The 21254-nt window shown below is 71.6% G+C and carries 19 protein-coding genes and 1 riboswitch; of the genes, 12 read left to right on the top strand and 7 right to left on the bottom strand.

The window, feature by feature from the left end; all coding sequences use genetic code 11:
* Positions 1-27 precede the first annotated feature (27 nt).
* From ACIQ7M_RS07450 to ACIQ7M_RS07435, 4 genes are all read left to right on the top strand, one after another.
* Entirely contained in the window at positions 28-783 is a 756-nt protein-coding gene (locus ACIQ7M_RS07450) for a MerR family transcriptional regulator (RefSeq protein WP_403640848.1), read from the top strand.
* 86 nt (positions 784-869) lie between these two features.
* On the top strand, positions 870-1343 hold the full coding sequence (locus tag ACIQ7M_RS07445) for a bifunctional nuclease family protein (protein WP_006123076.1): 474 nt from the start codon (positions 870-872) through the stop codon (positions 1341-1343).
* A 218-nt stretch (positions 1344-1561) separates the two neighbouring features.
* Positions 1562-2236, top strand: a complete 675-nt coding sequence (locus ACIQ7M_RS07440) for a MerR family transcriptional regulator (RefSeq protein WP_355769690.1) — start codon at positions 1562-1564, stop codon at positions 2234-2236.
* A 69-nt stretch (positions 2237-2305) separates the two neighbouring features.
* Positions 2306-3814, top strand: coding sequence for a DNA polymerase IV (locus ACIQ7M_RS07435; RefSeq protein ID WP_403640845.1), 1509 nt, complete (start codon positions 2306-2308; stop codon positions 3812-3814).
* Here the strand turns inward: ACIQ7M_RS07435 and ACIQ7M_RS07430 are convergent.
* A complete protein-coding gene (locus ACIQ7M_RS07430) occupies positions 3739-4107 on the bottom strand; it encodes a PRC-barrel domain-containing protein (RefSeq protein ID WP_351866066.1) in 369 nt (122 codons plus the stop codon). The two genes, ACIQ7M_RS07435 and ACIQ7M_RS07430, sit on opposite strands and share 76 nt — an antisense overlap.
* A gap of 114 nt (positions 4108-4221) precedes the next feature.
* Positions 4222-4317, top strand: a riboswitch (glycine riboswitch).
* A 178-nt stretch (positions 4318-4495) separates the two neighbouring features.
* On the opposite strand from ACIQ7M_RS07430, the gene gcvP reads away from it, so the two are divergent.
* On the top strand, positions 4496-7381 hold the full coding sequence (gcvP, locus tag ACIQ7M_RS07425) for an aminomethyl-transferring glycine dehydrogenase (protein ID WP_403640842.1): 2886 nt from the start codon (positions 4496-4498) through the stop codon (positions 7379-7381).
* A gap of 136 nt (positions 7382-7517) precedes the next feature.
* On the opposite strand, the gene ACIQ7M_RS07420 is transcribed toward gcvP, so the two are convergent.
* Both ACIQ7M_RS07420 and ACIQ7M_RS07415 read right to left on the bottom strand, forming a co-directional pair.
* Complete coding sequence (locus ACIQ7M_RS07420) at positions 7518-7724, bottom strand: DUF5999 family protein (protein ID WP_355769682.1); 207 nt, start codon at positions 7722-7724, stop codon at positions 7518-7520.
* A gap of 396 nt (positions 7725-8120) precedes the next feature.
* Complete coding sequence (locus tag ACIQ7M_RS07415; protein ID WP_355769680.1) at positions 8121-8705, bottom strand: hypothetical protein; 585 nt, start codon at positions 8703-8705, stop codon at positions 8121-8123.
* Between the two features lie 539 nt (positions 8706-9244).
* Between ACIQ7M_RS07415 and ACIQ7M_RS07410 the strand changes: the two genes are divergently transcribed.
* Positions 9245-10762 carry a glutamate--cysteine ligase gene (locus ACIQ7M_RS07410; protein ID WP_355769677.1) on the top strand — a complete coding sequence of 506 codons (1518 nt, stop codon included), beginning with the start codon at positions 9245-9247 and terminating at the stop codon, positions 10760-10762.
* Positions 10763-10781: 19 nt separating this feature from the next.
* On the opposite strand, the gene ACIQ7M_RS07405 is transcribed toward ACIQ7M_RS07410, so the two are convergent.
* Complete coding sequence (locus ACIQ7M_RS07405) at positions 10782-12551, bottom strand: substrate-binding domain-containing protein (RefSeq protein ID WP_403640838.1); 1770 nt, start codon at positions 12549-12551, stop codon at positions 10782-10784.
* 184 nt (positions 12552-12735) lie between these two features.
* On the opposite strand from ACIQ7M_RS07405, the gene ACIQ7M_RS07400 reads away from it, so the two are divergent.
* Positions 12736-13536 carry a CPBP family intramembrane glutamic endopeptidase gene (locus ACIQ7M_RS07400; protein ID WP_403640835.1) on the top strand — a complete coding sequence of 267 codons (801 nt, stop codon included), beginning with the start codon at positions 12736-12738 and terminating at the stop codon, positions 13534-13536.
* A 20-nt stretch (positions 13537-13556) separates the two neighbouring features.
* Here the strand turns inward: ACIQ7M_RS07400 and ACIQ7M_RS07395 are convergent, their stop codons facing one another.
* The gene (locus ACIQ7M_RS07395) at positions 13557-14366 is read right to left on the bottom strand and encodes a PhzF family phenazine biosynthesis protein (RefSeq protein WP_403640832.1); all 810 of its coding nucleotides are present in this window, start codon (positions 14364-14366) and stop codon (positions 13557-13559) included.
* 162 nt (positions 14367-14528) lie between these two features.
* Between ACIQ7M_RS07395 and ACIQ7M_RS07390 the strand changes: the two genes are divergently transcribed.
* On the top strand, positions 14529-15191 hold the full coding sequence (locus ACIQ7M_RS07390; RefSeq protein ID WP_403640941.1) for a PadR family transcriptional regulator: 663 nt from the start codon (positions 14529-14531) through the stop codon (positions 15189-15191).
* Between the two features lie 108 nt (positions 15192-15299).
* On the opposite strand, the gene ACIQ7M_RS07385 is transcribed toward ACIQ7M_RS07390, so the two are convergent.
* Entirely contained in the window at positions 15300-15728 is a 429-nt protein-coding gene (locus tag ACIQ7M_RS07385; protein ID WP_384795722.1) for an SRPBCC family protein, read from the bottom strand.
* A gap of 280 nt (positions 15729-16008) precedes the next feature.
* Between ACIQ7M_RS07385 and ACIQ7M_RS07380 the strand changes: the two genes are divergently transcribed.
* The 3 genes from ACIQ7M_RS07380 to ACIQ7M_RS07370 all read left to right on the top strand — a co-directional run bounded on the left by ACIQ7M_RS07380 (position 16009) and on the right by ACIQ7M_RS07370 (position 19055).
* Positions 16009-16590, top strand: coding sequence for a Clp protease N-terminal domain-containing protein (locus ACIQ7M_RS07380; RefSeq protein WP_403640829.1), 582 nt, complete (start codon positions 16009-16011; stop codon positions 16588-16590).
* A gap of 253 nt (positions 16591-16843) precedes the next feature.
* Positions 16844-17854 carry a DMT family transporter gene (locus tag ACIQ7M_RS07375; protein WP_386985210.1) on the top strand — a complete coding sequence of 337 codons (1011 nt, stop codon included), beginning with the start codon at positions 16844-16846 and terminating at the stop codon, positions 17852-17854.
* A gap of 202 nt (positions 17855-18056) precedes the next feature.
* Positions 18057-19055 (top strand): DMT family transporter, encoded by a 999-nt coding sequence (locus ACIQ7M_RS07370; protein ID WP_403640824.1) that lies wholly within the window; start codon positions 18057-18059, stop codon positions 19053-19055.
* A gap of 132 nt (positions 19056-19187) precedes the next feature.
* Here the strand turns inward: ACIQ7M_RS07370 and ACIQ7M_RS07365 are convergent, their stop codons facing one another.
* Positions 19188-19880 carry a pyridoxamine 5'-phosphate oxidase family protein gene (locus ACIQ7M_RS07365; RefSeq protein WP_403640821.1) on the bottom strand — a complete coding sequence of 231 codons (693 nt, stop codon included), beginning with the start codon at positions 19878-19880 and terminating at the stop codon, positions 19188-19190.
* A 35-nt stretch (positions 19881-19915) separates the two neighbouring features.
* On the opposite strand from ACIQ7M_RS07365, the gene ACIQ7M_RS07360 reads away from it, so the two are divergent.
* Positions 19916-21247, top strand: a complete 1332-nt coding sequence (locus ACIQ7M_RS07360) for an aminotransferase class I/II-fold pyridoxal phosphate-dependent enzyme (protein WP_403640818.1) — start codon at positions 19916-19918, stop codon at positions 21245-21247.
* The last annotated feature ends 7 nt before the right edge of the window (positions 21248-21254 follow it).

The raw sequence follows: 21254 nt of genomic DNA, 5'->3' as shown, positions 1-21254 counted from the left end.
GTCCGGGGGGCCACCGAGGGAATGTCCATGCTTCAAACACCGAGCGGCGGTGCCGGCAGCGGCACCGCCGCCGCGGACAGTGGGCTGATGAGCATCGGCGCGGTGCTGAGTCTGCTGCGCGACGAGTTCCCCGAAGTCACCATCTCCAAGATCAGGTTCCTGGAGTCGGAGGGGCTCGTCGAGCCGCAGCGGACCCCGTCGGGGTATCGCAAGTTCAGCCCGGACGATGTCGAGCGCCTCGGCCATGTGCTGAGGATGCAGCGCGACCACTACCTCCCGCTGAAGGTGATCCGCGAGCATCTGGACGCGATGGCGCGCGGTGAGCAGGTGCGTCTGCCCTCCGTCGGCCGCCAGCGTGACGCGGGGGAGCAGGAACCCGTCAAGGAGCTCTACGGCGAGCCCGAGGGCCCCACAGTGGCCCGGGTGGGCCGTGAGGAGCTGCTGGCCGCCGCGGAGATCGGTGAGCAGCAGCTCCAGGAGTGGGAGTCCTACGGACTGATCGGCCCCCTGCCCGACGGTGTCTACGACGCGGAGGCGGTGACCGTCGCCGCGCTCGTCGTCGAGCTGGGACGCTTCGGGATCGAGCCGCGCCATCTCAGGGCGATGAAGGCCGCGGCGGAACGGGACGCGGGACTGGTGGACCAGGTGGTCGCCCCTCTGCGGCGCCATCGCAATCCGCAGACCCGGGCGCACGCGGAGGCCCGTACGAAGGAACTGGCGGGCCTGACGGTGAAGCTGCACGCGGCGCTCGTGCAGACCGCGCTGGGCGTGCGTCTGCGCTGATGCGCGCCACCGGCGCGGGCTGTGGATCGTCCACCCGTTCTGTGCCCGACTACCCAAACGTCCCGGGCACGGCCTAGGGTTGCTGTGTGAACGAGCTCGATGTCGTAGGTGTCCGGGTCGAAATGCCCTCCAACCAACCGATCGTGCTTCTGCGTGAAGTGGGAGGCGACCGCTACCTCCCCATCTGGATCGGACCGGGGGAGGCGACGGCGATCGCCTTCGCTCAGCAGGGCATGGCCCCCGCCCGACCGCTGACCCACGACCTGTTCAAGGACGTGCTGGAGGCCGTCGGCCAGGAACTCACCGAAGTACGCATCACCGACCTGCGTGAGGGCGTCTTCTACGCCGAGCTCGTCTTCGCCAGCGGGGTCGAGGTGAGTGCCAGACCGTCCGACGCCATAGCGCTGGCGCTGCGTACCGGAACGCCCATCTACGGCAGCGACGGCGTCCTCGACGACGCGGGAATCGCGATCCCGGACGAGCAGGAGGACGAGGTGGAGAAGTTCCGCGAGTTCCTCGACCAGATCTCGCCCGAGGACTTCGGCACCAACAGCCAGTGAGCCGGTCGGGCGGAGACCTGCTTCGGGCGGCATTTGCCCGCGGCGAGTGTGGTGTGCCGCGGCCCGCGCCGAGAGCATTCGGCTAGCCTTTCCCCGCGGTAGGGCACGGGAAACCACTCTTAGGGTGATAATCACTCGGCGTGCCGAGTGTGGCGATCGTTGACGCGCCCCTGGTGACTGCCTACCGTCGAGAAGGCAGGTCAAGGACGGAGGTCGGCGTGAGAAGCAGCGGCGACGGTACGGCTGGGGGTGCTCCCGGACACGGTCCGGGAGAGAGCGGCCCGTACCCTCCCCCAAGCTCTCGGCTCGGCTCGAGCAGGGGGCGCCCCCATCACGGCAGCGCGGCCGAACATGTTCCGCTGCGGTCGGCAGCAGTGCCCGACGAGGGAGGGACGGTTCCCGAGGAGGTCGGTTACCGGGGACCCACGGCGTGTGCAGCCGCGGGCATCACCTACCGGCAGCTCGACTACTGGGCGCGGACCGGACTGGTCGAGCCCAGCGTGCGTCCCGCCTACGGGTCGGGGACGCAGCGTCTCTACAGCTTCCGGGACGTGGTGGTCCTGAAGATCGTCAAGCGGTTCCTCGACACCGGGGTGTCGCTGCAGAACATCCGCACCACGGTCCAGCACCTCAGGGAGCGCGGCTTCCAGGATCTGGAGCGCATGACGCTCATGAGCGACGGCGCGACGGTCTACGAGTGCACCTCCCCGGACGAGGTCCACGCGCTGCTCCAGGGCGGCCAGGGCATCTTCGGCATCGCCGTGGGCGTGGTGTGGCGGGATGTCGAGGGCGCCCTGTCCCAGTTGCACGGAGAACGCGTGGACACCGGTGAGACACTCCTCGCGCACAATCCGGCGGACGAACTGGCGCGCAGGCGCAACCGTGCGGTGTGAGCCCCGTCCGATGACGCGATGCCCCGGTGACCCGGGGCATTGTCAGTGGCGTAGGGCAGCATCGGAGATGTGAGAACCGCGCCCACGATCCTGCATCTCGACATGGACGCCTTCTTCGCCTCCGCGGAGCAGGCGTCCAAGCCGAGCCTGCGCGGGAAGGCCGTCGTCGTGGGCGGACTCGGACCCCGTGGAGTCGTCGCCACGGCGTCCTACGAGGCACGCGTCTTCGGGGTGAACTCCGCGATGCCCATGGCCCAGGCCCGTAGGCGCGCACCGAACGCCGCCTATCTCGTGCCGCGCTTCGGGCTGTACCGCGAGGTCAGCGAGCAGGTGATGGGGCTGCTGCGGGCCCTGTCGCCGCTGGTGGAGCCGCTGAGCCTGGACGAGGCGTTCGTGGACCTGGAGGCGGGCGGGGCGGCGTGGGACGAGGCGTCGGCGCGGCTGGCCGGCGTCAAGCTGCGCGCGGACATCCGGGCCGTCACCGGACTCACGGGATCGGTGGGTCTGGCGGCCTCCAAGATGGTGGCGAAGATCGCCTCGGAGCAGGCCAAGCCCGACGGTCTCGTCCTGATCGAGCCGGGCACCGAGCGGGCGCTGCTGGGGCCGATGTCGGTGCGGACGCTGCCGGGTGTGGGGCCGGCCACCGGCGACCATCTGCGCAGGGCCGGCATCACCAGCGTCGAGGAGCTCGCCGAGGCGGGCGAGGACGAGCTCGTACGGCTCGTGGGGAAGGCTCACGGGCACGCGCTGTTCGCGATGGCGCTGGCCCACGACGAGCGGCCCGTGGTGGCCGAGCGGGAGACCAAGTCCGTGTCGGTCGAGGACACGTACGACGTGGACATCCACGAACGGGTCCGGGTGGAGCTCGAGGTGCAGCGACTCGCGGACCGGTGCGTGCGGCGGCTGCGCCGGGCCGGCCTGTCGGGGCGGACCATCGTGCTGAAGGTCCGCCGCTACGACTTCTCGACGCTGACGCGGTCCGAGACGCTGCGGGGGCCCACGGACGACCCCGGCGTCGTCCGGGAGGCCGCCGCCCGGCTGCTGGAGGGCGTGGACACGACCGGCGGCGTCCGGCTGCTGGGGGTCGGCGTGTCCGGGCTCGCCGACTACACGCAGGAGGACCTGTTCGCGCAGGCGCAGGCCGCGGCCGTGGGGGAGCCGGTGGCCGAGGAGCATGCCGGGGACGAGTCGGCCGAGGTGACCGCCGCGGCCGATGTGGCGGCGCCCGCCGAGCGGAGATGGCCCTCCGGTCACGACGTGTGTCACGCCGAGTACGGGCACGGCTGGGTGCAGGGGAGCGGGCTGGGGCGGGTCACGGTGCGGTTCGAGACGCCGTACTCCGAGCCCGGCCGGGTGCGGACCTTCCGGACGGACGATCCGCGGCTCGAACCGGCCGACCCGTTGCCGCTGGTGGAGCGAAGACCCGAGGGCGCCGACGGGCCGTCGGCCGGCCCCGGGGCTTCCCTGTCAGCGGCCGGGACGCGCGGTCCCGGTGCGGGGGCTCAGGTGTCCTCCGAGCCCGCGAGCCGGCCGAAGTCGCGGTCCGGTGGGGGCGGGGACGCCACGTCGAGGCCGTAGTGGTGGTAGAGCTGGAGCTCCTGTTCGGGGGAGAGATGGCGCCCGACGCCGAAGTCGGGGGCGTCCTTGATCAGGGCCCGGTCGAAGGGGATGCGCAGGGTCCCCTCGACGATCTCGCTGGGCTCCAGGGGCACGAATGCGTCCCTGCTGAACAGCCCGGTGCGTATGGCCGCCCACTCCGGGACGCCGGTCGCGTCGTCGAGGTACACCTCGTCGATCGTGCCGATCTTGGTGCCGTTGCTGTCGAACGCCTTGCGGCCGATCAGGTTGCGCGGATCGATGTCGGTCTGCACGGTCCCTCCAGTGGTCGCAAACTCATCCGTAAGTACTACAAAAGAGCACATTTGTGAAGGCGGCCACTCGAAGGCTGTCGCCTTGTCCTCGCTGGTAGGCTGGCAAGCGGCTGCTGATCCCGTGCGGGAGAGTTCTCCGGGTTTCACCGGAGGCGCCGAAGGAGCAACTCCTCCCCGGAATCTCTCAGGCTCACGTACCGCACGGACGAGGTCACTCTGGAAAGCAGAGCGGGTGTCGATGGCCTCCGCTCTCACCGACGGTGAAAGCCGGATCGTCCACGGGACCATCCGGTGAAACTCTCAGGTTGAGATGACAGAGGGGGAGGCCGTCGGGGTACCCGTGCCGGGGTGCCCCTCGAAGGTCGCGTCAGACCAGGAGGCCTCCGCCATGACCGCCCCTCGCATTCCGCTCTCCGAGCTCGAACAGGGAATTCCCTTCGAGCAGCGCCACATCGGACCCGACTCCGAAGCACGGGCCAAGATGCTCGCGCAGGTCGGATACGGCTCGCTCGACGAGCTGACGGCCGCCGCGGTGCCGGACGTGATCAAGAACGTCGAGGCCCTGAACCTGCCGGCCGCGCGCACCGAGGCCGAGGTACTGGCCGAACTCCGCTCCCTCGCGGACCGCAACCAGGTGCTCGGCTCCATGATCGGCCTCGGTTACTACGGCACGTTCACGCCGCCGGTGATCCTGCGCAACGTCATGGAGAACCCGTCCTGGTACACCGCGTACACGCCGTACCAGCCGGAGATCTCGCAGGGCCGTCTCGAGGCGCTGCTGAACTTCCAGACCGTCGTCGCCGAGCTGTCCGGGCTGCCGACCTCCGGCGCCTCCCTCCTGGACGAGGGCACCGCCGCCGCCGAGGCCATGGCGCTGTCCCGCCGCATGGGCAAGAACAAGAAGGGCCTCTTCCTGGTCGACGCGGACGCGCTGCCGCAGACCATCGCCGTCATAGAGACCCGTGCGGAGCCGACCGGTGTCGAGATCGTCGTCGCCGACCTCGCCGACGGCATCCCGGCCGACCTCGCCGGGCGTGAGATCAACGGCGTGCTGATCCAGTACCCCGGCGCCTCCGGTGCCGTACGCGACATCAAGCCGATCGTCGAGCAGGCGCACGAGCTGGGCGCGGTCGTCACCGTCGCCGCCGACCTGCTCGCCCTGACCCTGCTGACCTCGCCCGGCGAGCTCGGCGCGGACATCGCGGTCGGTACGACGCAGCGCTTCGGCGTGCCGATGGGCTTCGGCGGTCCGCACGCCGGTTACATGGCGGTCCGCGAGCAGTTCGCGCGCAGCCTTCCCGGCCGCCTGGTCGGCGTGTCCGTGGACGCCGACGGGCACAAGGCGTACCGCCTCGCCCTGCAGACGCGTGAGCAGCACATCCGCCGGGAGAAGGCGACCAGCAACATCTGCACCGCTCAGGTGCTGCTCGCCGTGATGGCCGGCATGTACGCCGTCTACCACGGCCCCGAGGGCCTGCGGACCATCGCACGGCGTACCCACCGCTACGCCACGGTGCTGGCCGCCGGGCTCACCGCCGGCGGTGTCGAGGTCGTCCACGCTGGCTACTTCGACACGCTCACCGTGCGGGTCCCGGGCCGTGCCGACGCGATCGTGGCCGCCGCCCGCGCCAACGGCGTCAACCTCCACCCCGTCGACGCCGACCAGGTGTCGATCTCGTGCGACGAGACGACCACGCGCGAGCACCTCGCCGCCGTGTGGAGCGCGTTCGGTGTCGAGGGCGACATCGAGGCGCTGGACGCGAGCACCGAGGACACCCTGCCGGCCGCGCTCCTGCGCACCGACGCGTACCTCACGCACCCCGTGTTCCACGACCACCGCTCCGAGACGGCGATGCTGCGCTACCTGCGCAAACTCTCCGACCGCGACTACGCGCTCGACCGCGGCATGATCCCGCTGGGCTCCTGCACCATGAAGCTCAACGCGACCACCGAGATGGAGTCGGTCACCTGGCCCGAGTTCGGGCAGCTCCACCCCTTCGTGCCCGCGGAGCAGGCGCAGGGCTACCTGACGCTGATCCACGAGCTGGAGGACCAGCTCGCCGAGGTCACCGGCTATGACAAGGTGTCGCTCCAGCCCAACGCCGGTTCGCAGGGCGAGCTGGCCGGTCTGCTGGCCGTCCGCGGCTACCACCGTGCCAACGGCGACGACCAGCGCACCGTCTGCCTCATCCCGTCCTCCGCGCACGGCACCAACGCCGCCAGCGCCGTGATGGCCGGTATGAAGGTCGTCGTCGTGAAGACCGCGGACGACGGCGAGATCGACGTCCAGGACCTGCGCGCCAAGATCGAGCAGTACCGCGACGAACTGTCGGTGCTGATGATCACGTACCCCTCGACGCACGGTGTGTTCGAGGAGCACGTCGCCGACATCTGCGCCCAGGTGCACGAGGCCGGCGGTCAGGTCTACGTCGACGGTGCCAACCTCAACGCCCTGGTGGGTCTCGCCAAGCCGGGTCACTTCGGCGGCGACGTCTCGCACCTGAACCTGCACAAGACCTTCTGCATCCCGCACGGCGGCGGCGGCCCCGGCGTCGGCCCGGTCGGTGTGCGCGCGCACCTGGCGCCGTACCTCCCGAACCACCCGCTCCAGCCCGAGGCCGGTCCCGAGACCGGCGTCGGCCCGATCTCGGCCGCTCCCTGGGGCTCCGCGGGCATCCTGCCCATCTCCTGGTCGTACGTCCGGCTGATGGGCGGCGAGGGCCTCAAGCGCGCCACGCAGGTGGCCGTGCTCTCCGCCAACTACATCGCCAAGCGCCTGGAGCCGCACTACCCGGTGCTGTACACGGGCCCCGGCGGTCTGGTCGCGCACGAGTGCATCATCGACCTGCGTCCGCTCACCAAGGCGACCGGCGTCAGCGTCGACGACATCGCCAAGCGTCTGATCGACTACGGCTTCCACGCGCCGACGATGTCGTTCCCGGTGGCCGGCACGCTGATGATCGAGCCGACCGAGTCCGAGGACCTGGGCGAGGTCGACCGGTTCTGCGACGCGATGATCGCGATCCGCGCGGAGATCGAGAAGGTCGGCGGCGGCGAGTGGCCCGTGGACGACAACCCGCTGCGCGGGGCGCCGCACACGGCCGCCGCACTCGGCGGCGACTGGGAGCACCCGTACAGCCGCGAGGTGGCCGTTTTCCCGGCCGGTGTCTCGGCCGCCGACAAGTACTGGCCGCCGGTGCGCCGCATCGACCAGGCGTACGGCGACCGGAACCTCGTCTGCTCCTGCCCGCCGCTGGACGCCTACGAGGACTGATCAGCGCTCGGCACGTGGACGCCTACGGGGAGTGATCGTCCTCGGACATGCGTCGGGGCCGGTTCGGAGAGTACGTCTCCGGGCCGGCCCCTCGTGTGTCCGGGCGGCCTGTCACGGCCGCCCCGGGTCGTGCGGCTCAGGCGGCCGTCATCACCTGCGCGCCGCCCAGCGGGCGGTGCGGGGCGATGATCTGACCGTCCGGCAGGAGCTCACCGGTGTCCTCGAAGAGCAGAACGCCGTTGCACAGCAGGCTCCATCCCTGCTCCGGGTGATGCGCCACAAGGCGGGCGGACTCCCGGTCGGCTGATTCGGCTGCGGGACACAGTGGCTGGTGCTGGCACATGGATGGGATCTTTCGCTGGGTCGAGCTGTGAGTGATGGCTGTGGTGTCAGTCTTGCGGCTCGAGGTACTCATCGCCGCCCCCCGTTTGATGTGTGGTCTGGAACCCAGTGTTGCCCCACGGGCGCCGATCCGCAGGGATTTGAGGGCACCGCTTCTCACAGGTTGATGACGCATCACCCGTGCGGAGGGTTCACCCCAACTGCGCTGTCCTTTCGGGTGGTTCGAGGTAGCCGGATCGGGCTAGTCCGGTTGGGCGTGGAGCGCGTTTCTCCTCGTACGAGCGGTCTTCAGCGCTAACGAGCGAGCCGCCCTCCGGGTTCGTGACAGCGCCGTGCCCCGCGGCAGGTTTACCCGTGTGGGGCACGGCTGCGGGGCACGGACGCGTGGATCGGAGGTTCAGGCGGGCGAGCTGAGGAGCGGTGCCGGGGTGACCCGGTGGGTGAGGACCGGCAGCAGTTCGGCGACGAGGTGCGGCCGGTGCGCGGCGATGCCGGGCGGGGCGGGTGCGAGCGGGACCAGGAGATCGGTGGCGGCCGGATGGCCGGTGGCACCGTCCGCGGCGCAGTCGCCGTGCAGCCAGAGCGTCAGCATGTACAGCTCCGGCACGGACAGCAGCCGTGCCTGGTAGGGCTGTTGCATGGTCTCGGCCTGCCGCAGGGCGCGTTCGGTCGCCGCGATGTACGGGCCCTCGAAGAAGCGTGAGAAGGCCCAGCCGTCCGGGGTCAGCATGGTGTCGGCGGCGGCCACCGCGCGGTCGCCGCAACGGATCAGGAAACGCCAGCCGGCGAGCCGGGTGGCGGAGGCGCCCTCGGGAGTGATGCGGTCCAGGACGTGGACGGGCAGCGGGAGTTCGGGGGTGACGGGTCCCTGTGCCAGGCGCAGGGACGGGGTACGGGCTTCGCGGACAGCGGTGGGGGAACCGAGTGCCGTGAGTACGGTGCGCAGGGCGGGCGCGGGAGCCGGGGGTAGGTGCAGCGGCATGGTGGGTCGCCTCTCATTCGACAGGCACAGTGGCGCGAGGGCGGGGGCGGACGGCGCTGTCAGCTCTCGGGTCAGAGGGGCGAGGGGTCTGGATCTGCCGACAGGGTGTCGCCTGCCGTCGTCACCGCGACGACAGGACCTAGGACCGCGAGCGCCAACTCTCTGCCTCGGTAGCGGAGTTTATACGACGCGTGTTCAGGCGGTGTTTCGTCTAGTCGCCCCGAATTCGAAGAACAAGTCGATATCCGGTCGGCGAAATGCGGGATTCATCCCGGTTCTGCGCGGTCGAATCGCGGTGACCTCGGAATGCTTCGCCCGAGCGGTCGGCCGATTCTCGTCGGCGTTTTTCACGAGATCGTTCCGGCCGGTAAACGTGCTGAATGCTCCATGCCCGGTGAATGTGCCCGGGGCCGATGTCCAGACTAGCGGTCGAAGAGCTCGCGCGGGACGTTATGGATCGTGTTGCCTGGGCATCATCCCCCGTGACCCGGGACGCCAGGGCCGGAAGCCGGCCTGCCCATCCGAGGAGGGACACTTCGATGGGGGAGAAGGTCGTGGCAGGGACGTTCGGCCTGTCCGATCGGCAGCGCCACCGCGACAAGCTCCGACAGTGTCTGACGGGGCTGGAGCGACTGCTGGAGGAGAAGAGGTTCGACCGCCCGAAGAACCTGATGGGCCTGGAGATCGAATTGAATCTCGCGGGGCCCGACGGCATGCCCAGAATGATGAACGGGCAAGTGCTCGAAAGGATTGCGAGCCGCGATTTCCAAACAGAACTCGCCATGTTCAACCTGGAAGTCAACATAGCCCCACACCGGCTGGGTGGTCGCGTATTCGACCGGCTCGCCGAGGAGATCCGCACCTCGCTCGCCTATGCCCACCGGAAAGCCAGTGAGGTCGACGCCGGAATCGTCATGATCGGTATTCTGCCGACGCTCGGGCAGGACGATCTGGTGTCTTCCAACCTGTCGGAGGCCGACCGCTACACGCTGCTCAACGACCAGATCGTGGCCGCGCGCGGAGAGGATTTCGCGCTCGACATCGACGGAGTGGAGCGGCTGGTCTGCAGGTCGGCGTCCATCGCGCCCGAAGCCGCCTGCACCTCCGTGCAGTTGCACCTCCAGGTCACACCGGGCCGGTTCGCGGACGTGTGGAACGCGGCGCAGGCGGTCGCGGCCGCGCAGGTCGCCATCGGCGCCAACTCGCCCTTCCTGTTCGGGCGCGAGCTGTGGCGGGAGTCGAGGCCCCCGCTCTTCCAGCAGTCCACCGACACCCGGCCGCCGGAGCTCCAGGCGCAGGGGGTCAGGCCGCGCACCTGGTTCGGCGAACGGTGGGTCACCTCGGCGTACGACCTCTTCGAGGAGAACCTGCGGTTCTTCCCGCCCCTGCTGCCCTTCTGCGACGAGGAGGACCCGCTCGGCGTCCTCGATGCCGGGGGCGTGCCCAAGCTGGCCGAACTGGTGCTGCACAACGGCACGGTGTACCGCTGGAACCGGCCCGTGTACGGGATCGCCGACGGCGTCCCGCATCTGCGCGTCGAGAACCGGGTGCTGCCCGCGGGACCGACCGTCACCGACGTCATCGCCAACGCGGCCTTCTACTACGGCCTGGTCCGCGCGCTCGCCGAGGAGCAGCGTCCGGTGTGGACGCGGATGTCCTTCGAGGCGGCCGCGGCCAACTTCGACGCGGCCTGCCGGTACGGCATCGACGCGCGCCTGGAGTGGCCGCGGCGTGGCCGCTACGGCGGGACCACGCAGGTGGACGCGGCGAACCTGGTGCGCGACGAGCTGCTGCCGCTGGCCGCCGCGGGCCTGGACGCGTGGGGCATCGAGCCCGCCGACCGTGACCTCTACCTGGGCGTGATCGAGGACCGGTGCCGGCTGCGCGTCAACGGCGCGACCTGGCAGGCGGCCACCTTCCACCGGGCCCTGGAGAAGGGGCTCGGCCGGGAGGCCGCGCTGGCCGCGACGACGCGGCGCTACGGCGAGCTGATGCATCTCGGTGAGCCCGTGCACACATGGCCGGTCGGACTGCCGGAGCCGGTTCCGCTGGGGTGAGACTCCGGGTGGGCCGTGGTCAGTCCGGACTGCCCGCGCCCGCCGCCGTGATCGCCTTGAGCATCGCCGCGTGGATCTGCGACGGCTCGTTCACCCGCTGGCCGGAGCCGCCGGTCGCCCTGGCGATCTCGTCGACCTCCCGTCGGTCGCTGTCGGGGCCCACCGCGATGGCGATGAGCGGCACCGGGCGCTCCGGGTCGGCCAGCTTCTGCAGTTCGGTGATGAGTTCGGACCGGGAGATGCTGCCGGGATCCCGGTTGACCCCGTCCGTGAGGACGACCAGCGCGTTGAACCGGCCCTTCGTATAGGAGGCGACGGCCGCCTTGTACGCGGCGAGCGTGGTGTCGTACAGACCGGTCTCTCCGTGCGGGACCGGCTTGAGGGACTTGAAGGCGGCGGCCAGTTTCGCGCGCTGGCCGCCCTTCTTCACGCTCTCGCCGAGCCGCTCGGTCGGTACGAGGACGCGGTAGTCCTTGTCGCCGTCGAGCTTGGTGGAGAACGTCCACAGCCCGATCTCGTCCTCGGCGGTGAAGGTGGCGAGGGCCTGGAGCAGGGACTCCTTGGTGACGTCCATACGGGACCGGCCGTCGTCCGGCAGCGTCACGCCCATGGAGGAGGAGGCGTCGACGACCGTGGTGATCCGGGCGCTCTCCACGGTGATCGTCCACATGCCGAGGGCCTCCTGGAGCGCGCCCTTCGACGTGGAGTCGGCCAGAACGCGCGCGTACGGCTGCGGCGGCCTGCCGCCGGCCTGGGCGACGAGTGTGGCCGCGGGGCTCTCCGCGTCGGTGCGGAACCCGAACACCCGCAGGAACTGCCGGGGTGCCGCCTCGCCGAGCAGCGTCATGAACCGCAGCGCCGCACGGCCCTCGTCCGTGCTCAGCGCCGGCTCGTCGACCAGCGTGTAGGGGTAGTCGAGCAGCGGCGAGCCGTCCTTGGGGTAGAACATGTCGAGGTCCTGAGCGCCGTCCTGAGCGCTGTTGTGCGCGAACGCGGCCTGCTCCGAGAGGATCAGGGCCTGATTGCCGTCGGCGCTGCTCCGCCCGTTGTCCGAGCCGTCGTGGGGCAGGGTCTCCAGGAGCTCGGTGTCGCTGTCGGACGTGCGCCGTGAGAGCGTCTTGGCCAGGGTCGCCGCCCGGACGTCGCCGTCCTTGAGGCCCGCGGTGGCCGCGCTGATCCTCGCCAGCGCGAGCAGTCCCGTCGAGCTGCGGGCGGGATCCACCGCGCCCAGCCTGAGCTTCTCGGCCCGCGGCGTGTCCCCGGCCAGCTCGCTCCAGGTGTACGTCTTGTCGGGCCAGCCCAGTGCCTTGGCGGCCGAGGGGACGACGGCGACGCCGACGGGCGAGGAGGCGACGTTGCCCAGGCTGGTGACCTGCGTGGCGGAGCTGGTGCCGGTGACCCGCTCCACCCACGCGTCGGAGTCCGGCACCCACACCTGCACGCCGGACTTCTCGCCCGCGCCGAGGGAGGCGGCGACCTCGGAGGACTCGCGCGCGGTCACGCCGACGTCGAGACAGCGGCCGTCGGAGGTGACGTTCTTCTCGCGGGCGTCCTCGGCGACGGCCCTGAGCGCGGGCGCGATGTCCGGGGAGGCGGCCACCTCGATGTGCACCACGTCGTCCTCGCAGGAGCTCGCGAGGGAGAACAGGCCCCCGTGGATCGCGGCGGCCGTACCTCCGACGACTGTGAGGACGAGTGCCGTCGCGAGGGCCGTGTTGCGGCGGCGTGCGCGGATCCGGGGGTCGGCGGAGCCCGCCCGTCGAACATCGGGCAAGCTGTGTCGTCCCATGACGGTGAGGTCCTCCCGGGTGAGCCTGAGCCGTGAGACAGCCGCGGAACAGGGGAAGGGGGACGTGGGCCCCGTACGGTGCCCGCCCCCCGACGGCCTGTCGCGCACGATCTTCGTAACTTCTTTCGAGACCCTAGCGGGGCGCGGACGGGGATGCGGCGGGAATACCCAACTGGAGGCGGGAGTGCAGGTGGAGGCGGGACCGATGGCCGATTCTTTTCCGGCCGAGAGGCTGACCCGACGGATTCTGCGGGACGAGACGCTGCTCGTCCTGGCGCTGTCGCTCGGCGCGAGCGGAGTGTCCGCGCTGATCAGTTTCGTCGGATCGGTCACGAAACCCGGCGGGCTCAAGGACCAGGCGGCCACCCTCAACGCCTCGGCGGCGCCGGGCCGTCCCTGGCTCGACCTGGCCTGGCAGCTCTTCGGCATCGCGTCCGCCCTGGTGCCGGTCGCGCTCGTCGCGCATCTGCTGATCCGCGAGGGCCAGGGGCTGCGCGTGATCGGCTTCGACCGTACGCGTCCCTGGCCGGACCTCGGACGCGGTGCCATGGTCGCGGCGGTGATCGGCAGCGCGGGCATCGCCTTCTATCTGGCGGCGCGCGCGTTCGGCGCCAACCTCACGGTGGTGCCCGAGGCGTTGCCCGACGTCTGGTGGAAGTTCCCGGTGCTGATCCTCTCGGCCGTGCAGAACGCCGTGCTCGAGGAGGTCATCGTCGTCGGGTATCTGCTGCGCCGGCTGGGGCAGTTGGGCTGGACGCCGGGGACGGCGCTGATGGCGAGTGCGGTGCTGCGCGGTTCGTACCACCTCTACCAGGGCATCGGCGGGTTCGTCGGCAACATGGTGATGGGTGTGGTCTTCGTCCTTCTGTACCGGCGTTGGGGCCGGGTCGGGCCGCTCGTGGTCGCCCACTCGCTGCTCGACATCGGCGCTTTCGTGGGGTACGCGCTGCTCGCGGGCAAGGTGGGATGGCTCCCGACGGCGTGATCGTCGGGCGAGCGGGTCCGTCAGACGAGCAGGTCGCCCTCGATGACCGTGACCGCGTGGCCCGAGAGCAGGGTGCGCTCGCCGCGCACCTCGGTGCGGACCAGGCCGGAGCGCGGGGAGGCCTGCAGGCCGGTGAGGACGGGGCGGCCGAGGCGTTGTGACCAGAACGGGGCCAGGGCCGTGTGGGCGCTGCCGGTGACCGGGTCCTCGTCGATGCCGACGTTCGGGAAGAAGCCGCGGGAGACGAAGTCGTAGCCCCGTGAGGGGTCTTCGGCGCGGGCCGTCGCGATGATGCCGCGCTCGGAGTGGCGGGCGAGCGCCTTGTGGTCCGGGGCGAGGGCGCGGACCGTCTTCTCGTCGGCGACCTCGACCAGCAGGTCACCGGTGTTCGGGCCGGTGTCGAAGGTGCGCAGCGGTTCGGCGCCGAGCGCCCCGGCGACACCGTCGGGAATCTCGACCGGGGTGAGGGGCGCGGTCGGGAAGTCGAGGGTGATCGAGCCGTCGGCTTCGGGGGTGGCGATCAGGACACCGCTGCGCGTGGCGAAGCGCACCGGGCCCCGGTGGGCGCCGGTGGTGACGAGGACGTGCGCCGCGGCGAGGGTCGCGTGTCCGCACAGGGCCACCTCGGTGGCGGGGGTGAACCAGCGCAGCGCCCAGTCGGCCTCGCCGCCCTCCGGGAGACGGTGCGTGAACGCCGTCTCCGCGTGATTGACCTCCATCGCCACGTTCTGGAGCCGGGCGTCGTCGGGGAAGGCGTCGAGGAGGAGGACCCCGGCCGGGTTGCCGGCGAAGGGGCGGTCGGTGAAGGCGTCGACGATACGAATCCGCATGTCCCGAAGCTAGTGGTCCTGGTCGGCCACCGGCCAAGGCCAATCGGGGGTGTCTGGCCCCTGCCGACACGGTGGGGTTTTCGGCAAGGGGTTGTCACGTCCACCCTTCCGATATATCGTTGACGCATCGCGACCGATCAACGATGGAGTGGAGTGATGGCGATGCGTTCCCGTGGAGAAGACTTCGGATACGAGCACGAACACGGACAGGGGCACCATGGCGGACCCGGCCGTCGGGGCCGGGGCGGCTTCGAGGGGCTGCGGGGGGCTTTCGGGCCCTTCGGTCCGGGTGGTCCCGGCGGCGGTCCCGGCTTCGGCTTCGGCGGACCCGGCTTCGGCCCGGGCCCCTGGGGCGGGCGCGGCGGCCGGGGCGGACCGCGGGGGAGGGCACGGCGTGGCGACGTCCGCGCGTCGATCCTCGCCCTGCTCAAGGACCGGCCCATGCACGGTTACGAGATGATCCAGGAGATCGCCGAGCGCAGCGGCGGGGCGTGGAAGCCCAGCCCGGGTTCGGTGTACCCGACCCTTCAGATGCTGGAGGACGAGGGCCTGATCGTCAGTGAGGCCGAGGGCGGCAAGAAGTTGTTCTCGCTCACCGAGCCGGGCCGCAGCGCGGCCGACGAGGGCCCCGAGGCGCCCTGGGAGGACGCCGGGCGCGGGGTCGACTGGGAGACGCTGCACGAGATCCGGCAGGCCGGCTTCGGCCTCATGGAAGCCTTCGGCCAGGTCTGGAAGACCGGCAGCAAGGGCCAGCGCGAGAAGGCGCTGGCGGTCATCAACGAGGCCCGCAAGAAGCTGTACCTGATCCTCGCCGACGAGGACTGACGGCGTGCTGTGGTACCTGCCGGCGCCCCGTGGAAGTGTTTCCGCGGGGCGCCTGTCCGTGTACGGGGAGCCGGGCGCCGCTTCGGGCCGCGCGAGGGCGCGCGAGGCTCAGGCCACCAGTCCGGCCAGTTTGCGCAGCGACTCGTCGAGGGCGGCGGTCGCCGAGTCCTTGAGCTTGCCGGCCATCAACGAGACGGCCGCGCCCGTGAACTCCCCGTCGATCCGCACCGAGGTGGCGTCGCCGTCGGGGGCGAGCGTGTAGCGCGTGGAGACGTTCACCGACATCGGGCCCTTGCCGCGGATGGCCAGGGCGCGGCCGGGCTCCAGTTCCTCGATCGTCCAGGTCACCTCGGCCGGGAAGCCCATGAGCTTCATGTTCTCCGCGAAGGTGCCGCCCACCTCGAACTTCTCCGGGCCGCCCTGCGGAAAGTTCGTGTGCGTCGCGTTCCATTCGCCGTAGGCGGACCAGTCCGTGAGCTGGGCCCAGATCTTCTCGGCGGGCGCCTCGATCCGTGCCTCCGCGCTGACTTCGGCCATGCGACCACCCCTTCGTGTCGGGCGCTGCGCCCGGCGCAGCTACGGTGTCGCGGAACGTAGCTCCAGGCCCCGGAACATTCAATACTGATGAACCGTCAGGAATTGTGGAGGCGGCGGACCGGCACCGCCCGATGGCGGCCAGGCGAGTGCCGGCCGCGGGAAGGTGAGGCAAGGCGGCGCGCGCCGACGGGGGGAAATCGGCGGGAAGTCATCCGCGAGGAGGAGGAACCGTACAGGGATGCCCACCCTGCGTCGGATCCGAAGATGCTGCCCGCCGCCGATGACCCCGGGCCGCGAGGCTGATGAGGTGGAGGTTGTGCCGCCCCGTATTCCCGAGCAGTCCGCCGCCGCGAGCGGACCGAAGCATGCCGGCATCGAGGCCGGACTCGGCGCGGAGCTGGCCCCGGTGGTCTCCGGCGCGCGCAGGAGAGCGCTGCGCGACGGAGACCGGCGGATCGACACGGCTCATCTGCTGCACTCCCTGCTGGAGTGCGATCCCGAGGTGCGGGCCGTCTTCGAGGGCGGTCCGCAGCTCGCCCGGCTGCTCGGCTATCTCGTGCAGCGCAGCATCGGCTACGGACTCCGCTGGCGGAGCGCCGACGAGAACTCCGGCGCGGTACCCGCCCCGGCCAGGGGGAGCTGGTCCCCCGTGGCGGCCGACGCGATGGGGGAGGCGTACGAGCGTGCCGTGCTGCGCGGCGACGAGCGCGCCCGCGGTCTCGATCTGCTCGCGGCCGTCGTCGCCGACCCCCGCTCGCGGGCCGTCGAGGTCCTCGGACGGGCCGGTGTCGACCTCCCGCGGCTGCGGGAGCGCGTCGAGAACGGACACGAGGAGTGCGTCGCCGGGGGCGACGCGGGCTGACGGATCAGGCCGGCGGGCGAGGCGGGTCGACGGGCGGCGCGGGCCGACGGGGCGACGCGGGCCCACAGTGGAGGCGGGCCGTCAGGTGACTCGGGCCGGCGGCGGAGGCGGGCCGGCAGGGGACGCGGGCTGACGAGGGTTCGGAGGGCGCCGGTCTGCCGCCCTGCGTCCCGCCGGGAGCGGGCCGGTCCGCGGTCCAGACGTTGAGACAGGTGTCTTCGGGGGTGACGGTCATGTCGTCGCCTGTCATCATGTGGCCGTGCATACGTCTCAGGGCAGTCAGGACAACCAGGGGAGAGGCGTCGGTCTGGGCCTGGCGCTCGTGTCGGCGGTCGCTTTCGGCGGGTCCGGTGTCGCGGCCAAGCCGCTGATCGAGGCCGGGCTCGACCCGCTCCACGTGGTGTGGCTGCGTGTCGCCGGAGCTGCCCTCGTCATGCTGCCGCTCGCCGTGCGGCACCGGGCGCTGGTCAAGCGACGCCCCGCGCTGCTCGCCGGATTCGGTCTCCTCGGCGTGGCCGGTGTCCAGGCCTGCTACTTCGCCGCGATCTCCCGTGTCCCCGTCGGGGTCGCCCTCCTCGTCGAGTACCTCGCCCCCGCGCTGGTCCTCGGCTGGGTGCGCTTCGTGCAGCGTCGGCCCGTCACACGCGCCGCAGCGCTCGGAGTCGTCCTCGCGGTCGGCGGACTCGCCTGCGTGGTGGAGGTGTGGTCGGGGCTCGGCTTCGATGCCGTCGGACTCCTGCTCGCGCTGGGCGCCGCCTGCTGCCAGGTCGGCTACTTCGTCCTGTCCGACCAGGGCAGCGACGCGGGCGACGAGGCACCCGACCCGCTGGGCGTGATCGCGTACGGACTTCTCGTCGGCACCCTCGTCCTGACCGTGGTCGCGCGCCCCTGGACCATGCACTGGTCCGTTCTCGGGGGCGGCGCGGACATGAACGGGACGTCCGTGCCCGCCTGGCTGCTCCTCGGCTGGATCGTCCTCATCGCCACCGTCGTCGCCTACGCCACCGGAGTCCTCTCCGTGCGCAGGCTCTCCCCGCAGGTCGCGGGCGTGGTGGCGTGTCTCGAAGCGGTGATCGCCACGGTCCTGGCGTGGGTGCTGCTGGGCGAACACCTCTCTGCGCCCCAGATCGCGGGCGGTGCCGTGGTGCTGCTCGGCGCCTTCATCGCGCAGTCGTCGGCCCCGGCGAAACCCTCGCGGGAGCCGGTCGCGAGCGGTCCGGGCGACTCCGAGCGGGAGTTGTCGGCCCACGGAACGGCCGTCTAAGGTGCTGATCATGCCTGCGACGCTCGTTCTTCCGCCTCCGGCCGCCTGAGGCGGGAGCACCGGAACACCGCCCGGCCCCGTGCCGGGCAGAACGGCGCTGCCCGCAGAAGAAGTCCTAGGACCTTCCGTACGCCCCTGCCCCCGCGGCACGGGCTGCGACGCGGTCCCTTCCCGACCTTCTGCGGAACTGCGGAGAGAACACGTGTCGAACACCGCTGTCGGCCTGCCCGTCGGGCGAGGCCTGCTCTATCTGATCGTCGCCGGTGCCGCCTGGGGCACCGCGGGCGCCGCCGCCTCCCTGGTCTACCGGGCCAGTGACATGGGGCCGGTCGCCCTCTCCTTCTGGCGCTGCGCGGGCGGACTCGCCCTGCTGCTCGCCGTACGCCTGCGCGGCGGCCTGCGCCTTCGCCCGCGCCTTCCTTCCGAACGGCAAGGAGAGCGCCGCGCCCTGCGGGAGCCCCTCGGCCGCAAGGCGCTCCGGATCGGTCTGACCGGCCTGGGGCTGGCGCTCTTCCAGACCGCCTACTTCGCCGCCGTCGAGGCGACCGGCCTCGCCGTGGCGACGGTCGTGACCCTGGGCGCGGGGCCCGTCCTCATCGCGCTCGGCGCCCGGCTGACCATGGGGGAGCGGCTCGGCCGGGGCGGCAGTGCCGCCGTCGCCGGGGCGCTGACCGGACTCGGCGTGCTGGTCCTCGGCGGCGGGGACGCCACCGTGCGCCCCTGGGGCGTCCTGCTCGCGGTGCTCTCCGCGGCCGGATACTCCGCGATGACGCTGCTCACCCGGTGGTGGGGGCGCGACGGCCGTGTCGACGGGTCGAGCACGACCGTGTGGGCGTTCGCCGTCACCACCGTGTGCCTGCTGCCGCTCGGGCTCGCCGAGGGGCTGTTCCCGCACGCCACCCGGCCCGCGCATCTGCTGGCCCTGCTGGCGTACATCGCCGCCGTCCCCACCGCGCTGGCCTACGCGCTCTTCTTCGCCGGTGCCGCCGTGGTCCGCTCAGCCACCGTGTCCGTGATCATGCTCCTGGAGCCGGTCTGCGCGTCCGTGCTGGCCGTCGGCCTGCTCGGCGAGCGGCTCACCGCGCCGACCCTCGTCGGCACCCTGCTGATGCTCGGCTCGGTCGCCGGTCTCGCGGTGGCGGAGGCGCGTGCCGCGGGCGCGGAACGGCTCGCCGCGCCCGAGGAGGCGCTTCTCGTGTGACCCCCGCGGGGCGGGCCGCGCCCGGGCGGCCGGGGACCAGCACCGGTTCCGTCGGGGGCGGGTGCTGGTTCCCGGTACAGGGCGGGCCGGGGCCTGGTCGTTCGAGACGGGTGTCGTGACCGGCCGCGGGGTCTACAGGGCCTTCAGGTAGTCGGGCAGTCCGATGCCCGGTGCCAGGGTGTCCGCCGGGACCGGGACGCCGTGGCCCTTGGTCAACGGGACCACGCCGGTCCAGTGGGGGAGGGAGAGGTCCTCGGGGTCGTCGCTCGGGCCGCCGGTGCGCAGCTTGGCGGAGACCTCGTCGAGGTCCAGGCTGATCACGGCCGTGGCGGCGAGTTCCTTGGCGTTGGCGGGGCGGGAGTCGGCCGAGCGGCCCGGGACGGCGTGGTCGACCAGCGCGTCCAGGGCCAGCCGCTTCTCCTCGGGGTCCGTCACCTGATGGGCGACGCCGTGCACGACCACGGAGCGGTAGTTGATCGAGTGGTGGAAGGCCGAGCGGGCCAGCACGAGTCCGTCGACGTGGCTCACGGTGAGACAGACGGCCAGGCCGGGATCGGTCCCGCCCGTCATGCGCAGGGGGCGCGAACCCGTGGATCCGTGCACGTAGAGCCGCTCGCCGACCCGTGCGTACAGCGTGGGCAGGACGACGGGCGCGCCGTCGCGGACGAATCCGAGGTGGCAGATGTATCCCTCGTCGAGTATCGAGTGCACCATCTCCCGGTCGTACGCGGCGCGTTCCTTGGAACGGGTGGGGACAGTGCGGTCGGTCGGGGTGTAGGCAGCGGACGCCGTCGTCCTCGGCTGCTGGGTGCTCGTCTCCGACATTGCCATCTCCATTGCACTAGTGCATAATCTCTTTTGTGCTAGGAGAGTATCGGATCGAAGGGCGTCGCGCAGCCGAGATCGCCGCCGACGTCGAGCGGGCGGTGGGTGCGGGGGAGCTGGAGCCCGGCCGACTCCTGCCGCCCATGCGTGAGCTGGCCGAGGAGCTCGGGGTCAACCCGAACACGGTCGCGGCGGCCTACCGCACGCTGCGCGAGCGCGGGGTCATCGAGACCGCCGGGCGTCGGGGCAGCCGCGTACGCCCCAAGCCGGCCACCACGGGACGGGAACACCTGCGTGTCGAGGTGCCCGAGGGGGTGCGGGACCTGGGCGAGGGCAATCCCGATCCGGCCCTGCTGCCGGCGCTCGCCGAGGCCTTCGCGGTGGCGGCCGCGGAGTCGGACCGGCATCCCGTGCAGTACGGGCAGGACCCCGTCGAGCCGGAGCTGGAGCGGCTGGCCCGCGCCGGGCTCGACGCGGACGGCGTGCCCGAGGGGCCCGTCGTCGTCACCTCGGGATCGCTCGACGCGATCGAGCGCGTCCTGATGGCCCACCTCAGGCCCGGCGACACCGTGGCCGTCGAGGACCCCGGCTGGGGCAGCCTGTTCGACCTGCTTCCGGCGCTCGGGCTGCGTACGGCCGGGGTCGGCGTCGACGACGAGGGCCCGCTTCCCTCCGACGTACGGCGGGCGCTGGCGGCCGGGGCGCGGGCCCTGATCGTCACCGACCGGGCACAGAATCCCACCGGGGCCGCGGTCACCGCCGAGCGCGCGCGTGACCTGCGCTCCGTGCTCCGCGAGTACCCCCGGACCCTGCTCGTCGAGGACGACCACGGCCATCAGATCGTCGACCTGCCCCTGCACCCCCTGGCCGGAGTCACGCAGAGCTGGGCCTTCGTGCGTTCCGTCGCCAAGGCGTACGGGCCCGATCTGCGGCTCGCCGTGCTCACCGGGGACCCCGTCACCGTCGACCGTGTGCACGGGCGGCAGCGGGTCGGCCCCGGCTGGGTGAGCCGCCTGCTCCAGAAGGCCGTGGTCCACCTGTGGACCTCCGGCGCGCTCGACGTGCCGGCCGTGGCGGCGGAGTACGGGGCGCGCCGCGACATGCTGATCGAGGCCCTGCGGGAGCGCGGCGTCGAGGCGCGCGGACGCAGTGGGATGAACGTCTGGATCGCCGTCCCGGACGAGACCGGGGCCGTCTCCCGGCTGTTGCAGCGCGGCTGGGCGGTCGCGCCCGGCGCCCGCTTCAGGATGAGTTCGCCGCCCGGCGTCCGGATCACCGTCTCGACGCTTAAGCCCGAGGACGCCGGGCCGCTCGCGGACGCCGTCGCGTCCGCCGTGGGACCGGCCCCCGCGCGCCGTTACGTCTGAGCCGCGC

This window comes from Streptomyces sp. NPDC096324 (genome assembly GCF_044763015.1).
Taxonomy (GTDB): domain Bacteria; phylum Actinomycetota; class Actinomycetes; order Streptomycetales; family Streptomycetaceae; genus Streptomyces.
Note: the sequence above shows the minus strand (reverse complement) of the source record. Positions and strands in the feature narration are given on the sequence as shown.